General features: G+C 67.0%; 15 protein-coding genes. 7 read left to right on the plus strand and 8 right to left on the minus strand.

Annotated features, from left to right (window positions below; translation table 11 throughout):
- Window positions 1-17: 17 nt before the first annotated feature.
- From NIBR502770_RS16330 to NIBR502770_RS16360, 7 genes are all read right to left on the minus strand, one after another.
- On the minus strand, window positions 18-404 hold the full coding sequence (locus NIBR502770_RS16330) for a hypothetical protein (RefSeq protein WP_141161447.1): 387 nt from the start codon (window positions 402-404) through the stop codon (window positions 18-20).
- A 191-nt stretch (window positions 405-595) separates the two neighbouring features.
- On the minus strand, window positions 596-1,021 hold the full coding sequence (locus NIBR502770_RS16335) for a heat shock protein transcriptional repressor HspR (RefSeq protein WP_141159097.1): 426 nt from the start codon (window positions 1,019-1,021) through the stop codon (window positions 596-598).
- 15 nt (window positions 1,022-1,036) lie between these two features.
- The gene (locus tag NIBR502770_RS16340) at window positions 1,037-2,008 is read right to left on the minus strand and encodes a DnaJ C-terminal domain-containing protein (protein WP_210411349.1); all 972 of its coding nucleotides are present in this window, start codon (window positions 2,006-2,008) and stop codon (window positions 1,037-1,039) included.
- Window positions 2,009-2,303: 295 nt separating this feature from the next.
- Window positions 2,304-3,002 carry a nucleotide exchange factor GrpE gene (locus NIBR502770_RS16345; RefSeq protein WP_141182645.1) on the minus strand — a complete coding sequence of 233 codons (699 nt, stop codon included), beginning with the start codon at window positions 3,000-3,002 and terminating at the stop codon, window positions 2,304-2,306.
- Window positions 3,003-3,005: 3 nt separating this feature from the next.
- Window positions 3,006-4,874 (minus strand): molecular chaperone DnaK, encoded by a 1,869-nt coding sequence (gene dnaK / locus NIBR502770_RS16350; RefSeq protein ID WP_141182646.1) that lies wholly within the window; start codon window positions 4,872-4,874, stop codon window positions 3,006-3,008.
- Between the two features lie 234 nt (window positions 4,875-5,108).
- The gene (locus NIBR502770_RS16355) at window positions 5,109-5,543 is read right to left on the minus strand and encodes a hypothetical protein (RefSeq protein ID WP_141182647.1); all 435 of its coding nucleotides are present in this window, start codon (window positions 5,541-5,543) and stop codon (window positions 5,109-5,111) included.
- A gap of 90 nt (window positions 5,544-5,633) precedes the next feature.
- On the minus strand, window positions 5,634-6,386 hold the full coding sequence (locus NIBR502770_RS16360) for a TetR/AcrR family transcriptional regulator (protein ID WP_141182648.1): 753 nt from the start codon (window positions 6,384-6,386) through the stop codon (window positions 5,634-5,636).
- Window positions 6,387-6,511: 125 nt separating this feature from the next.
- Here NIBR502770_RS16360 and NIBR502770_RS16365 point away from each other — a divergent pair, with 125 nt between their 5' ends.
- Window positions 6,512-7,441, plus strand: a complete 930-nt coding sequence (locus NIBR502770_RS16365) for an NAD-dependent epimerase/dehydratase family protein (RefSeq protein ID WP_141182649.1) — start codon at window positions 6,512-6,514, stop codon at window positions 7,439-7,441.
- Window positions 7,442-7,473: 32 nt separating this feature from the next.
- On the opposite strand, the gene NIBR502770_RS16370 is transcribed toward NIBR502770_RS16365, so the two are convergent.
- Window positions 7,474-9,675, minus strand: a complete 2,202-nt coding sequence (locus NIBR502770_RS16370) for an efflux RND transporter permease subunit (protein WP_141182650.1) — start codon at window positions 9,673-9,675, stop codon at window positions 7,474-7,476.
- A 207-nt stretch (window positions 9,676-9,882) separates the two neighbouring features.
- Here NIBR502770_RS16370 and NIBR502770_RS16375 point away from each other — a divergent pair, with 207 nt between their 5' ends.
- From NIBR502770_RS16375 to pabB, 6 genes are all read left to right on the plus strand, one after another.
- Complete coding sequence (locus NIBR502770_RS16375; RefSeq protein WP_141182651.1) at window positions 9,883-10,383, plus strand: MarR family winged helix-turn-helix transcriptional regulator; 501 nt, start codon at window positions 9,883-9,885, stop codon at window positions 10,381-10,383.
- Window positions 10,384-10,413: 30 nt separating this feature from the next.
- Window positions 10,414-11,232: a methyltransferase domain-containing protein gene (locus NIBR502770_RS16380; RefSeq protein ID WP_141159090.1), complete on the plus strand. Its 819-nt coding sequence runs from the start codon at window positions 10,414-10,416 to the stop codon at window positions 11,230-11,232.
- Window positions 11,233-11,303: 71 nt separating this feature from the next.
- On the plus strand, window positions 11,304-11,927 hold the full coding sequence (locus tag NIBR502770_RS16385) for a LysE family transporter (protein ID WP_141182652.1): 624 nt from the start codon (window positions 11,304-11,306) through the stop codon (window positions 11,925-11,927).
- Between the two features lie 144 nt (window positions 11,928-12,071).
- Window positions 12,072-12,605: a low molecular weight protein-tyrosine-phosphatase gene (locus NIBR502770_RS16390; protein ID WP_141182653.1), complete on the plus strand. Its 534-nt coding sequence runs from the start codon at window positions 12,072-12,074 to the stop codon at window positions 12,603-12,605.
- Between the two features lie 73 nt (window positions 12,606-12,678).
- A complete protein-coding gene (locus tag NIBR502770_RS16395; protein WP_141182654.1) occupies window positions 12,679-13,230 on the plus strand; it encodes a DUF2231 domain-containing protein in 552 nt (183 codons plus the stop codon).
- Between the two features lie 33 nt (window positions 13,231-13,263).
- Window positions 13,264-15,372, plus strand: coding sequence for an aminodeoxychorismate synthase component I (gene pabB, locus NIBR502770_RS16400; protein ID WP_141182655.1), 2,109 nt, complete (start codon window positions 13,264-13,266; stop codon window positions 15,370-15,372).
- Window positions 15,373-15,388 lie beyond the last annotated feature (16 nt).

Below are 15,388 nucleotides of genomic sequence, written 5' to 3' on the forward strand. Positions count from 1 at the left end.
CCCCGGTCCCGGGATTGCTAGCCCATGGCCGGGGCAGTGGATGACCGGCCGGCGAACTGGCGGCGGGCCCAGCGGGCGAGCTTCTTTCCCTTGCCCTTCCACCAGTTGTCCTCGTCCTTGTTGTAGTGGAAGCGGAAAACGATGGCCACCAGCACGAACATGCCCATCACCACGTCCACCCAGGACGACACCACCAGCGCGATGAAGACCGTCAGCGCGTTGGCCATGACCGACGGGATGGCCAGGGTCCGGAAGACAGTGCTGGCCACGAAGCGCCGGTGCGACCTCGGGACGGACAACTCGCGGACCATGTCGAAGCAGACACAGACCACCACGATGGTCTGCCCGAGGGCCAACAGGATCTGCCCCGGCATGGAGCCGCTGAAGGCAGTGACCGCTTCCATTCCCGGGCTCACGGCCGGGCCTTGCTGTGAAGAGTTTTGCTGAGAACCTTAAACACGGAAAACCCCCAGAACTTGCGGAACCATCGCCGCTGATCCGGCGATGGTTCCATTCAAGTTTCGGGGGGCTTTTCCGTCACGAGTAGTCGGTACTCTATTTTCGCGGGACGCCGGGAAGCGGTACCTGCTGGGCCCTACTGTCCAATGGCCCGGGGGCGCCACACCACCATGGCCTGGGACCTGGGCCGTGGCCGCTGCCCGCGCGCCAGGCTCACCACGTCACCGGCGGCGCCGGCGGCAAAGATCCGGGAGTCCACCGCGCGCGGGCGGCGCCCGAGTTCCTCGGTGAGTTCCGAGATCCGGCTTTGGAGCGCGGCCACCTGGTTTTCGAGTTCCAGGATGCGCTTGATCCCCTCCAGCGACACACCCTCGTGGGAGAGGCGCTGCACTTCGCGCAGCATGTTCACGTCACGCTGCGAGTAGCGCCGGGACTTGCCCGGGGCACGGCTGGGCTTGACGATGCCGAGCCGGTCATACTGCCGCAGCGTCTGCGGGTGCATGTCCGCCAGCTCGGCCGCCACGGAGATCACGAAGATCGGCTGGTCAGCACTGATGTCCACGGCTCACCTCAGCTCCTAGAGCCGGGCCTTGGCTGCCAGGCCCTCACGGACATCCGCCGACGATGTGGCCTCGGCGAACGCCTTGACCGCAGCTTCGGCATCCTTGTTGAGATTCTTGGGAACCGCGACGTCGATGGTCACCAGGAGGTCGCCCGTTGCCTTGGACGTCTTCACGCCTTTGCCCTTGACCCGCAGGGTACGGCCCGACGGCGTGCCCGCCGGAACGCGGACCTTTACCTTCTCCCCGTCGATGGTGGGAACTTCGATGTCCGCTCCCAAAGCAGCTTCCGGGAAGGTGACGGGTACATGGATGCGGAGGTTGTCGCCGTCGCGCGTGTAGAAGGCGTGGGGCTGGACGGAGACGGAGACCACCAGGTCGCCGTTGCCGGCAGCACCAGGCTGGCCCTTGCCGCGGACGCGGACCTTCTGGCCGTCCTTGATGCCGGCCGGTACACGCACGTCGATGACCTCGCCGCTGGGCTCGCGAAGCCCAATGGTGGTCCCGCGGATGGAGCCGGCGAACGAGATGCTGGTGGATGCGGTACGGTCGGCACCTTTTTGCGGCGTGCGCTGGAAGCCCGGAGCACCGCCGAAGCCGCCGAAGAGGTCTGCGAATTCGGGCGGGATGCCGCCGCCTGCGGGGTTGAACCCGCCCGCGTGCCGCCCGGTGTTGCCCGTGAAGAGGCCGCCGAACATGTCCTCGAACCCGCCGTTCGTGGCGCCGGCGCCACCGGGAGCAAACCGGGCGCCGCTGCCCATGGCCCGGATGGCGTCATACTGCTGGCGCTCTTCGGGATCCGAGAGCACCGAATAAGCCTCGGAGATGTCCTTGAACTTCTTCTCGGAAGCAGCGTTCCCGGCATTGGTATCAGGGTGGTGCTGCCGCGCAAGCTTCCGGTAGGCCTTCTTGATGTCGGCTTCGGAAGCGTCCTTGGCAACACCAAGGATCTTGTAAAAGTCCTTGTCCACCCAATCCTGGCTAGCCAATGGCGTTTCCTTTCTTAAACAAAACCTAAGTGCCCGGCGGGGCGACGCTCCGCCGGGTAGGGGGCCGTGCCCGCTTCGCGGTGCCCGCCACGCCGCGGCCCCCTACCCAGGTGCGCTTCGAGCTTGTGGTCATCTCACCTTAGGTGACACAACCGCCGAGCGACGGACGGATAAGGGGCCCGGGAGTGGCATCGGGCCTGCCGAAGCGTGGCGGCTTAGGTCCGTAGGACCAAGCCGCCACGCGTAGGGGCGGGGCCCCTTATCCGTTCGGCGCGACCAGACCAGCTGACCCCGACTAAGCCGGAACGGCCACAATCACCTGCGCGGCGCGGAGGACGCGGTCTCCTGATTTGTAGCCGGAGCGGAGGACCTGGCTGACGGTGTCAACCTCGATGTCCTCGCCGGGCTGCTGGATCAGGGCCTCGTGGATCGTGGGATCGAACTCCACGCCGGTCTCGTTGATCCGGACCAGGCCGTACGTCTTCAGCGCGTTCTCCAGCTTGGTGGCGATCGCGGCGAAGGGACCATCGGCCAGGTCACCGTGCTGCCGGGCGGCGTCGACGTCGTCCAGGACCGGGAGCAGGGAGTTCAGGACGCCGATGACGGCCATCTCCCCTGCCACGGCGCGGTCGCGTTCAACGCGCTTGCGGTAGTTGACGTACTCAGCCTGCAGGCGGAGCAGGTCGTTGCGCAGTTCGGCGGCCTCGGCGTTGCCGGCTGCTGCCGGAGCCCCCTGGGCCACGGAGTCCTCGGCCGGCACGTCCACGCCGTTGAGAATCTCTTCGGCCTGGGCCAGCGCGTCGCCGTCGGAATCCGCTGCCCCGGCCTGGGACCCGGCCCCGGGGGCGGCGTGGCCGCCCTCGGGGTGCCGGGCCTGCCCGGTCACCGGGTCAACCTTGCGGTTGTCCCGGATGACCGGTTCCTGGCCGTTGCCGTGCGCGTTCTGCTGGCCGGCGGATGCGTTGTGCTCTTCCTCGTTACCGTGGTGCGGCATGGGTTACTTCTTCGCTTCGTCTTCGTCGATGATCTCGGCGTCGACGATGTCCTCGTCCGAGGAACCTGCCGAAGCTCCTGCGGCACCCTCAGCGCCGGGCGCGGCTGCGCCGTCCGGCGAACCGGCCTGGGCATAGATGGCCTCGCCCAGCTTGGTCTGGGAAGCCTGCAACTTCTCGAATGCGGACTTCACAGCGGCGTCGTCAGTGCCTTCTAGGGCCTTCTTGAGGGCGTCGACGTCGGCCTGGACCTCGGTCTTGACCTCGTCGGGCAGCTTGTCGGCGTTGTCGGCGATCAGCTTGTCCACGGAGTAGGCCAGCTGCTCGGCGGTGTTGCGGGTGTCGGTCGCCTCGCGGCGTGCCTTGTCCTCGGCTGCGTGCTCCTCGGCGTCCTTGACCATGCGGTCGATGTCTTCCTTGGAGAGGCTGGAGCCACCGGTGATGGTCATGGACTGTTCCTTGCCGGTGCCCTTGTCCTTCGCGGAGACGTGGACGATGCCGTTGGCGTCGATGTCAAAGGTGACCTCAACCTGGGGAACGCCGCGCGGTGCAGGGGCGATACCGGTCAGTTCGAACGTGCCCAGCGGCTTGTTGTCGCGGGTGAACTCGCGCTCGCCCTGGAAGACCTGGATGGCCACCGACGGCTGGTTGTCATCCGCCGTGGTGAAGGTCTCGGACCGCTTGGTGGGAATGGCGGTATTGCGCTCGATCAGGTGCGTCATCACGCCGCCCTTGGTCTCGATGCCGAGGGACAGGGGGGTGACGTCGATCAGGAGGACGTCCTTGCGCTCACCCTTCAGCACGCCGGCCTGCAGTGCGGCACCGACGGCCACGACCTCGTCCGGGTTGACGCCCTTGTTGGGCTCCTTGCCGCCGGCCAGTTCCTTGACCAGGTCGGAGACGGCAGGCATACGGGTTGAGCCGCCGACCAGCACGATGTGGTTGATGTCGGAGAGCTTGATGCCGGCTTCCTTGATGACGTCGTGGAACGGCTTCTTGGTGCGCTCCAGCAGGTCCTTGGTGAGGTCCTGGAACTTGGCCCGGGTGAGCTGCTCGTCCAGGTGGACCGGGCCGTCGGGGGTGACGGAGAGGTACTGGAGGGAGACGTTGGTGCTGGAGGAGGAAGAGAGTTCCTTCTTGGCCTGCTCTGCGGCTTCGCGGAGGCGCTGCAGGGCGATCTTGTCCTTGGAGAGGTCGATGCCCTTCACCTTGAGCTGGTTCAGCAGGTAGTCGACGACGCGCTGGTCCCAGTCGTCGCCGCCCAGGCGGTTGTCGCCCGCGGTGGCGCGGACCTGGATGGTGGAGAAGTTGTCTTCGTCCTTGCCCACTTCCAGCAGGGAGACGTCGAAGGTTCCGCCACCGAGGTCGAAGACCAGGATGAGTTCGTCTTCCTTGCCCTTGTCCAGGCCGTAGGCGAGGGCCGCGGCGGTGGGCTCGTTGACGATGCGCAGGACGTTGAGGCCTGCGATTTCGCCGGCCTCCTTGGTGGCCTGGCGCTCGGCGTCGTTGAAGTAGGCCGGGACGGTGATGACCGCGTCGGTGACCTTTTCACCCAGGTAGGACTCGGCGTCGTTCTTCAGCTTCATGAGGATACGCGCGGAGATTTCCTGCGGGGTGTACTTCTTGTCGTCGATCGCGACAGTCCAGTCGGTGCCCATGTGGCGCTTGACGGAGGCGATGGTGCGGTCGATGTTGTTGACGGCCTGGCGCTTGGCGATTTCGCCAACCAGCACTTCGCCGGACTTGGAGAATGCAACCACCGACGGCGTGGTGCGGCCACCCTCGGCGTTGGCAATAACGGTGGGCTCGCCACCTTCGAGAACGGAGACGACGGAGTTGGTGGTTCCGAGGTCGATACCTACTGCACGTGACATGTGTTGCTTCCTTCTTTCCTTGGAAACTGGTTGGCGCCCTAAGCATTGAGCGTTCTGCACTCAACTTTACTCAGGGCGCCAGCGATGTCAATCCAAAGTTGAGTTAAGTACACTCAACTTTGGATGCGGCAATAGATGGACGGGCGAAAATTCCGCGCCATTCCGGGCATCCGGGCGCCGAATTACGACGGCGGCACCACAGTTCGCTTTAGGAGAACGGCCCCTCCGGCTGGTTCAGCGCTCCGGATTCCGGTCGCCATGCAGCGGACCGCGCTGCTCATCGGTCGCCTGGACCTGGCCGTCGGTGAGGCCCTCGCGGACAGCACGCTCCGTCCGGGCGCCTCCGGTGGTCCCGGCGTCGCCGTAGTCGCCTTCCTCGTATTCGCCATCGGCAAGGTCCCGCCGGGGCTCGCTGCCGGTGCCGGCGGCACCGTGGTCGGCATCCACATAATGTCCGCCCTCCCCCGCGCCTGCCGAAGGGGCCCCAACTGTTCCGGCGTCGCCGTAGTTGCCTTCCGGATATTGGTCGTCCCGTTCATCCGCCGGGCGCTCCACGGCGCCGGCATCACCATAGTCACCGTCCACATACTGCCCGCCTTCACCCTCCAGTCCGGGTGCACTGCTTCCCTTGCGTGGCTCTTCGGCTGCAACTTCGGGATTCTCGGTCATGGTGCATCTCTCCTTCGAGGCTCCGCGTCCATGCGGGCGCACTGGCAGTCTATCGACGGCCCGCGCACACCAACAGGGCTCCGCCGGCACCTATCTGGAGGCGCCTGCAGGCAGGCCCGCGATGCCTGCCAGGACGGCGAGGTGATGGTCGAAGAGCTCAGCGGGCGCATGGAACGTGTCCGGTCCGTACTGGTTGAAAACCTCGAAGCTGACTGCACCGAAGAGGGAGCTCCACACCAGGACGCCCCGCGCCACGAGTTCCTCCGGAATGTCCAGGCCAAACCCGGAACGGATGGCGGCGAGGTCCCCGCCCAGGGTTGGCGGCAGTTGCGTGGCGCCTACGGCCGGAACTGCCAGCCGCCCCGCCCGGGAAGCCGCGTCCAGGATGCCGATGAGGCTGACAATGACCCTCGTGCCGGGGCCCGTTGTTCGCTCCGCCGGGGCGCTGTAGCCGGGAACGGGGCTGCCGAAAAGGAGCGCGTAGCTGGCAGGCTCCCGCAAAGCCCACTCCCTGACCGCCCGGCCCAGCGCCCGGAAACGGGCAGTGTGGTCATCCTCCGGCGCTTTGGCGACGGCGGCATCCACCTCGTCCCCAAGTTCACCAAACGCGTCGATCAGCAACAAGGTCAGGAGCTCGTCCCGGCTCTCCACGTACCGGTAGACCGCGGAGGACACCACCCCCAGATCCCGCGCCACCGCGCGCAGGGAGAGCGGGGCAGCACCATGCGTTGCCAGGTGCTGCCGCCCCAGGCGGATGATATCCGCCACGGTTTGCGCCCTTGCCCGCTGCCGCGGGGTGAGGGGGCGGGCAGCGGCGCCGGTTGTTTTCCCGTCTTCAGTCACGGGTCCAGCATGCCACAACCGAGAGCGCGGGAATCAAAAAAGAGCACCGCTCTTGACTTGGTCGGCTTTCGGGCTCATCCTGTTTGGAGAGCAGTGCTCTCCAAACAGGAACCAAGGAGGCCACCATGGCAGATGTGTATGTAGTGACGGGAGCGGGACCGGTGGGGTGGACGGTCGCCGAACAGTTGGCAGCCCTGGGACGGCGGGTGCGCGTACTTACGCGGTCGGGCAGTGGACCACAGCACCCCCTGATCGAGCGTATTGCCGGGGATGCAAAGGACCCGGAAGTTCTGCATACTGCCCTCGCGGGCGCCCGGGCTGTCTTCCACTGCATTCACGGTTCGGCCTACACCGCCGCCGCCTGGCGGGCGGAACTTCCCGCAGCCGAGCAGGCGGTCCTGACCGCGGCGCACGAGGCGGGCGCCGTCGTCGTGTTCCCCGAGAGCCTCTATTCCTACAGCGAGCCGGACAGCGTGATGAAAGAGGACAGCCCGCGCCAGGCTGTGGGCGGCAAACGCGGGGTGCGGACGGAGCTGCTCCGGGCCCGCGAGGCTGCCGCAACACCAACGGTGAGCGTGGTGGCAGGCGACTTTTTTGGTCCGCGCGTCAGGATGGCGCACGGCGGGGAACGGATGGTGGCGCCCATCCTGGCAGGAAAGAGCGTCAGCGTAGTGGGCAGTACCCGGCAGCCTCACTCGTTCACGTACGTACCGGATCTGGCCACGGCAATGGTCGCGGCGGCGGACAGGCCCTCCGCCTGGAATGCCGTATGGCACGCCCCCACGGGGCCGGCGCTTACCCAGATGGAACTGGCCCACGCCTTCGCCGCTGCGGCCGGACGGCCGGCCCCCAAGGTGCGCGCCCTGCCCGGCTGGGCCCTTCGCGCTGCGGCGATGTTCTCAGCCGGGGCCCGCGAGCTGGCCGAAATGCTGTACCAGTTTGAGCGGCCGTTCATCATGGACTCGGCGGCGTCCCAGGCGGCCCTGGAAGTAGCCCCCACGCCGCTGGAAACGGCTGCTGCCGCCACCGTGGATTGGTGGCGGCAGCAGGGTTAGTGCTCCGAGACTCCGCTCTTTGCGCGTAGGGGTCAGTGGCTGGGCACTTCTTCCAGCGGTTCGACCCCGGGCTGCCGCGGCCGTGCCGCAGTTCCGCCTTCGGTGCGCCCCAGCTTGCTGGGCCACCAGATCTTCGGCCCGATGTCGTAGGCCAGCGCCGGCACCAGCAGCGAGCGCACCAGCACGGTGTCCAGGAGGACGCCGAATGCCACGATGAAGGCCAGCTGCACCAGGAACATGATGGGGATGACACCGAGGGCGGCGAATGTGGCGGCGAGAACCACGCCGGCGGAGGTGATGACGCCGCCGGTCACCACCAGGCCACGCAGGATGCCGGGCCGGGTGCCGTGCTTGAGCGATTCCTCGCGGACCCGGCTCATCAGGAAGATGTTGTAGTCCACGCCCAGGGCCACCAGGAAGACGAAGCCGAACAGCGGGACGGTGGCGTCGGCTCCCGGGAAACCGAAGAGGTTGTTGAACACGAAGGCTGACACTCCCAGCGCTGCCGCGTAGGACACCACCACCGAGAGCACCAGCAGGACCGGGGCCACGATGGAGCGCAGGAGCAGCATCAGGATGAAGAGGATCACCACCAGGACCACCGGGATGATGACCACCAGGTCATGCTGGGCGGTGGTGTTGGTGTCGAGGGCCGTGGCAGTCACGCCACCTACCAGGGCACTGGGATCGACGGCCTTCACCTCGGTGCGCAGGGCCTTGATGGTCTCCTCCGCTTCCAGCGAGTCCGCGGCATTCTTCAGCGTGGCGTTGATGAGGACCTTCCCGTCCCGGACGTCGGGTGTGGTGGGGGCACCCGGGGCTCCGGTGACCGGCACGCTGCCGCGGCCCAGCAGGTAGGCCTCGCCCACGCCGTCGTCGGCCTTAACCTTGCCCAGCACCTCCGCTGCCTTGCCCTGGTCAGCAACCACGACGGCGGGGCTGCCGCTGCCGCCATCGAAGTGACGGGCCAGCGCGTCCTGGCCGTCCACCGCGTTGGAGGCCGTGAGGATGACGTCCGTCTGCGGTACACCGTTGGCTTTCAGCTGGAACAGGCCGCCCGCGGCCACGAGCAGCAGGAGGACCGAGGCAACCCACACCGTCCTGGGGCGCCGCGAGACGAGCGAACCGGTGGCCCGCCACAGGCCCTTTTGGCCTTCCAGCCCGGTGACCAGCTCGGGTTCACGCTGGTCTGCAGGCAGCAGCTTGGGCCGGAAGGGCCAGAACGCGGCCCGGCCGAACAGTGCCATCAGGGCGGGCAGCAGGGTCAGGGCGGCGAACAGGGCGCACAAGATGCCGGCGGCGGCCACCGGGCCCAGGGCCTTGTTGGAGTTCAGGTCGGAGAAGAGCAGGCACAGGAGCGCAATGATCACGGTGGCGCCGGAAGCCAGGATGGGCTCAAAGGATGCTTTCCAGGCGGTAAGGACGGCTGCCGTGCGGTTGGTGGTGTGGGTCAGCGCTTCGCGGAAGCGGGCCACGAAGAGCAGGGCGTAGTCCGTGGCGGCACCGATCACCAGGATGGAGAGGATGCCTTGGCTTTGGCCGTTGAGCTGGATCCAGCCGGCCTTGGCCATGCCGAACACCAGCAGGATGGCCGCACACAGGGCAAACACCGAGGTCAGCAGCACCATGACGGGCAGCAGCAGGGACCGGTAGACCACCAGGAGGATCACGAAAACGGCGGACAGGGCAACGAGCAGGAGGATCCCGTCGATGCCGCCGAACGCCGCGGTGAGGTCCGCCGCAAGCCCGGCGGGACCGGTCACGAAGGTCTGGGTACCCTCCGGCGCCGCGCCCTTCACCGTTGCGCGGAGTTCCTTGACGGCGTCCTTGATCTCAGCGGACGAGCCAATGGGGACCACGAACTGGACGGCCTTGGCGTCCTTGGACTGGATCGGCCCGATGACGGTGCTGCCCAGCTTAAGGTTTTCGAGGTCGGTCTTCAGTGTGGCCAGGCCGCCCAGCTGCTGGGGCGTGAAGGCCTCGTTTTTCTCGATGACGATGATGCCGGGAACCTCGTCCGAGTCGCGGAACTTCGCCTGCCAGTCCTGTGCCTCGGTTGCCTCGGCGCTGGCGGGCAGGAAGGATGCCTGGTCGTTGGACGAGACCTCGTCCAGGCGGCCGAAGGTGGGTCCGCCGACCCCGGCCAGCCCCAGCCAGGCCAGCACCAGGACAACGGGGACCAGCCAGCGCAGCCAGAACGGAACCCGTTCCCTGCCAACTTTTGTGAGTTTCATGGTGCCTTCCTTATCGGGCAGGTGGAGTAGTATTTGTTCCAGCATAGATTATCTCCATAACAGAGATAAGTGCCAGTCAAGCTTTTTTTGCCCGGATTGAGTGACGGGGTCCGGCAGCGTCACCACGGCCCAACCGGCCCTGGAGTAATATCCGTCAGTACGCTTGGGCAAATACGCAGCCCGGGACATAGCAGCCGGGAGGTGGAGATGGCAGGGGACACGGCACACGGCGCATCACCTTCCGCCCCGGCCGGGCCGGAGTTCGGCCACCCGCTGCTCCGGATCCTGCAGGAGTTCACCCTTGAAGCGAACCGCTACGTGGATGCGGCCGGGGACCGCAAGGACATGCACCGCACGGACATGAACGCCCTCGCAGTGATCATGCGCCACACGGCCAGGGGAAATGTGGTGACGCCGGGGCTGCTGCGGAAAGAACTGAACCTGAGCTCCCCCGCCACGACTGCCCTCATAGACCGCCTGGACAGCGCCGGCCATGTGGTCCGCGAACGCCACAGCACGGACCGGCGGCAGGTCCAGCTGAAGATGACCCCCAAGGCTTTCCGTGAGGGCGGAGCCATCTTCGCCCCGCTGGCCAAGCACATGGGAAGCGCGCTGGCCGGCTTCTCCGACGCCGAGCTGGATACTGTCACGCGATTCATGACCGCCATGATCGAAGCCACCATTGCGGCAAGGACGGAAACTGGGTAAGTGCGCCACTCGTGGGGGTAGCGTTTGCTTATGAGTGCGCAGCAGCCTGAAGACGACGTCTACACGCACGGCCACCACGAATCGGTGGTCCGTGCCCATGCCGCCAGGACCGCCGAAAACTCCGCGGCCTTCGTCCTGCCCTACCTGACTCCGGGGTCCACCCTGCTCGACGTCGGTTGCGGACCGGGTACCATCACCTGCGACTTCGCAGCCCTGGTCAGCCCCGGCAAGGTCACCGGCCTGGACCGCTCACCGGACATCGTCGCCCAGGCCCAGGCGCTCGCCGTCGAACGCGAAGTGCCCAACGTCGAATTCGTGGCAGGGAACATCTACGACCTGGACTTCGCCGACGAAACGTTCGACGTGGTCCACGCCCACCAGGTCCTCCAGCACCTGACCGACCCCGTCGAGGCACTCCGCGAAATGCGGCGCGTCGCGAAGCCCGGAGGCATCGTTGCCGTGCGCGACGCCGACTTCCATGGCATGAGCTGGTATCCCGACGTCCCCGAGCTGGACGAGTGGATGGACCTGTACCAGAGGATCGCACGGCGCAACGGAGCAGAGCCCGACGCCGGGCGGCGGCTGGTCAGCTGGGCACAGGCCGCAGGCTTCACCGACGTCGCGCCCACCAGCAGCAACTGGCTGTACGCCACGGCGCAGCAGCGCCGCTGGCAGGCACGCGTCTGGGGCGAGCGGGTGCTGCATTCGGCCTTCGCCGAGCAGGCATTGGAGTACGGATTCGCCGACGCAGCAGGCCTTGCCCGGATCTCTGCCGGCTGGCACCGCTGGGGATCCACGGACGACGGCTGGTTCCTGATCCCCAACGGTGAAGTCATCGCGCGGGCCTGACTCCTGGTTGCCCGGACAGCGTCACAGGGACTGAAAGAATCGGCAGCCAATTGCCACCGTAAGATTGTCAAGTGCAATTTTCCCTATGGCTGGCCTTGGCAGGCGCCGGCGCCCTGATCAGCTTCACCCCGGGTGCAGGGGCCATCAACACCATGAGCAACTCGCTGAACGCCGGGTTCCGCCGATCCATATGGGGAATCCTGGGGCAGCAGGCGGCCCTGGTGGTGCACGTCCTGATCGTCGCGCTCGGTGTCGGCGTCCTGGTGGCAAGCTCCCCGGTTGCCTTCAACGTGATCCGCTACGCCGGGGCGGCCTACCTGGTCTACCTGGGTGTCCGCCAGTTCCTCAGCAAGCCCGCCGCGGCCCGGGAGCAGGCTGCCACCCTTCGCAGCGAACCTGCATGGTCCATCTTCCGGCGCGGCTTCTGGGTCAACCTGCTGAACCCGAAGGCGATCGTGTTCTTCCTCGCCTTCACACCCCAGTTCATCCGGCCCGAACAGCCCCTCTTTACGCAGTACGCCGTGCTGACCGCCACCATTGTGGTCATCGACATTCTGGTGATGTGGTTCTTCTTTGCCGCGGCAGCCAGGTCATTCCAACGCGTCACCAGCACCGAACGGGGCCAGCTGGTCCTGAGCAGGGTGTTTGGTGTCCTGTTCGTGGGTGTGGGCATCCTGCTGGCCCTGATCCACTAGCGGCCGGCGCCCAAGCGGAAACCCCCGATCACACAACGTGGGCCCGTACCCGTTTTCATACCTCGTAATGCATCTTTACAACCCAGTAAAACTTTGTGAACAGGCAGCTGGCCAAAGGTGGCCGGAGCGCGCATGCTTAGTTCCATGACCTCAACGTCGAGCGCCTACCGCGTCATCACTGTCTGCACGGGCAACATTTGCCGGTCCCCGATGGCCGAGCTGATGCTCCAGTCAGCACTTGAACGCGAGGGCCTCGACATGCTGGTTGAAGTGGATTCCGCAGGCATCACGGGGTACGAGGCCGGCCGGCCTATTGATCCCCGCGCTGCCCGCCGCCTCGCGGTGACCCAGCTGGCCTCGGAACAGCACGTGGCCCGCCAGTGGGAGCCGGCGTGGTTCCGCGAGCGCGACCTAATCCTCGCGCTCGACATCGACCACTACGCCTGGCTGAGCGAAGCGGCTCCGGACCAGGATTGCCTGGACAAAATCCGGATGTTCCGCAGCTTCGATCCCGCCATGGCCGACCGGGACCGGCTGGACCAAGGCATCGAAGATCCCTGGTACGGCGGGCATGCTGATTTCGACGCCGTCTGGCACCAGATCCACACGGCACTTCCAGGCCTGGTCCAGCACATCAAGTCAGAGGTCCTGCAGAACACCCACCTCCAACTGCACTAGCTGCAGCGCCAGGAAAAGCCTCCGGGCGCAAAAAAGGCGTGCGGCCCGGCGGCACCAGGAGTATTTTGTGCTCATGCACGCCGCTTCCAGCCCCGGCAGGTACACCCGACTCCTTGGCAACCTTGAAGATGCCACCTCATTGGACGCCGCCGTCGACGCAGCGGATCCACTGGCGTCCCGGCTGATGTCGCAGCCCCGGATCCGGTCACTTATCCGCGGTGACACCACCGGCATACCGCTTCACACCATCCTCACCGACGGCCCCTTCGGCGCCTGGTGGTCGGCAGTGTTCCTGGACCTCTTCGACGACGACGCTTCCCGCCGTTCCTCCCAGCGCCTGGTGGCCCTCGGCGTCGTCGCCGCCGTTCCCACCGCCCTGTCCGGCTGGGCGACCTGGTCCGGCAAGGACCGGCCCTTGAAGCGCGTGGGCATCCTCCACGCCGGCGCCAATGCTGCAGCCACCGCCGTATACATCGCCTCCTGGCGTGCCCGCTCCCGCGGCAATCATCGGCTGGGCGTCCGGCTGGCACGGGCCGGGGCAATCCTGCTGCTGGTGAGCGGGTTCCTGGGCGGCCACCTCAGCAGCGGCCGCCATGCGTCCGGGCAGCGCGCACTTCATGGCTGAAAGCGGGCAACGGAAAACGGTACGCTCTAGTCCATGAGCCCAGCCCCCGTCATCATCGCCGTGGACGGGCGTTCCGGCGCAGGGAAGACCACCCTCGCCGTCGAACTTGCTGCACGGCTCCGCGCCCACCACAAGGTTTCACTGTTCCACCTGGAAGACATCTACCCGGGGTGGGACGGACTGGCTGCCGGCGTGGAACGCTATGTCTCCACGGTGCTCACCCCCTTGAGCCGTGGCGAGGCGGCCACCTGGACCAGCTGGGACTGGGAGAACCATTACGACGGCGAAGCCCGGGTCACACTGCCCGCCGAGATTGTCATCGTGGAGGGAGTGGGTGCCGCCGCTGAGGCTGCCCGGCCCATGCTGGACGCCGTCGTTTGGGCCGAGTCTCCGGACGACGTCCGGCGCACCCGGGCGCTGGACCGCGACGGCGCCACCTACGAGCCCTACTGGGACCAGTGGGCCGCCCAGGAGGAAGAGTGGCTGGGCCTGGACGACGTCCCCGGGAACGCGGACCTCCGGGTGCAGAACCTCGCTGACGGATCGGCCCCCACGGACCTGCTGCACCTCCTCCCCTGCCTGCCGGCGCTGGCGCCCGTGCTGGCCCCCGAACTGTCCGCACGCCGCGGCCTCCGGCTCCACGCTGAGCGCCTCGACGCCCTCCCGGACGCGCCGGCCCTGTTCCAGTCGCTGTACGGAACTTCACCCAATGCAGTGTGGCTGGATTCCTCCAACGCCGGCGCCGCCGCGGCTGCCGCCGGGCAGGAAGAGGGCACGGAGCCGGAGGCCCGCACGGCCGCCGAGCGCAGCCGGTTCAGCATCATGGCGGACGACGCCGGCACGTTCGGACAGTTCGTGACGCACCGTGCCGGGATAAGCCTGGTCAGCACCGGTTCCGCAACTGCCAAGGTGCCGGGCCCCTTCTTCCGCTGGCTGGATACCGTCTGGGGGCGCCGTGCCGTCCGCACGCCCGATGGGTATCCCGGTGAGTTCACGCTGGGCTGGCTCGGTTGCCTGGGCTACGAGCTGAAGCGCGAAACCGGCGGCAGCGACCTCTCCGCCCCCACTCCGGACGCTGCCCTGATCTTTGCCGGCCGGGCCGTCGTCCTTGACCATGCCGGGGGCGCGGCCTGGCTCCTCGCGCTGGAGGCCTCGGACGCCGGGGAGTGGCTGGCCCGGGCCAGGGCCGCAGTGGAAGCCGCCGGCAGCGGCTCCCCGGCGGCCATTCTTGGCCCGGCACCGGAAACCGGCGGCAGCACCGACGTCGTGCTTGCCGCGCCGCCTGCTTTCCGGAGCCGGGACACGGGTGCGGAGTACCGGGAGAAAATCACGGCAGCCCAGCACCAGATCGCCCAGGGCAACACCTATGAGGTCTGCCTGACCACGACGCTCGAAGCCAGGGTCCCGGAACACGCACTGGATCCGTGGACCACCTATCTGGCGCTGCGCCGCCGGAACCCGGCGCCGTTCGCCAGCTATCTCCGCCTGGGGAACCTCGCCGTTGCCAGCACCTCGCCTGAGCGGTTCCTGAAGATCGCGTCCGACGGCGGCATGCGCGCCGAGCCGATCAAGGGCACCCGCCGCCGGGCTGCCGACCCGCAGGAGGACCAGCTGCTGCGCGAGGACCTGGCCGCATCACTGAAGGACCGGGCCGAGAACATCATGATCGTGGACCTGCTGCGCAACGACCTCAGCCATTTTGCCGAGCCCGGCTCCGTTACCGTGAGCAGGCTCTGCGCGATCGAAAGCTACGCCACGGTCCACCAGATGGTCAGCACCATCGACGCCCGCCTCCTCCCGGGCGCGCCCCGGGCCGAGGCCGTGGCTGCATGCTTCCCGGCCGGCTCCATGACCGGAGCCCCCAAGATCAGCACGATGGCCATCCTGGACCGGCTGGAGGCCGGGCCCCGGGGGCTCTATTCGGGGGCCATCGGCTACTTCTCCCTCAATGCCGCAGCCGACCTCGCCGTCGCCATCAGGACACTGGTGGTCAGCGCGGAAGGTGACGGAACCGCTGAACTGTCTCTCGGCGTCGGCGGTGCCATCACCTCGGACTCCGTGCCCGACGACGAATACGAGGAAATCCGGACCAAGGCCTACGGGGTCCTGTCCACCCTCGGCTCCGTCTTTCCCGGAGACTGACTCCGGTTTAGGCATA

This window comes from Pseudarthrobacter sp. NIBRBAC000502770, assembly GCF_006517815.1.
In the GTDB taxonomy this organism is placed as follows: Bacteria; Actinomycetota; Actinomycetes; order Actinomycetales; family Micrococcaceae; genus Arthrobacter; species Arthrobacter niigatensis.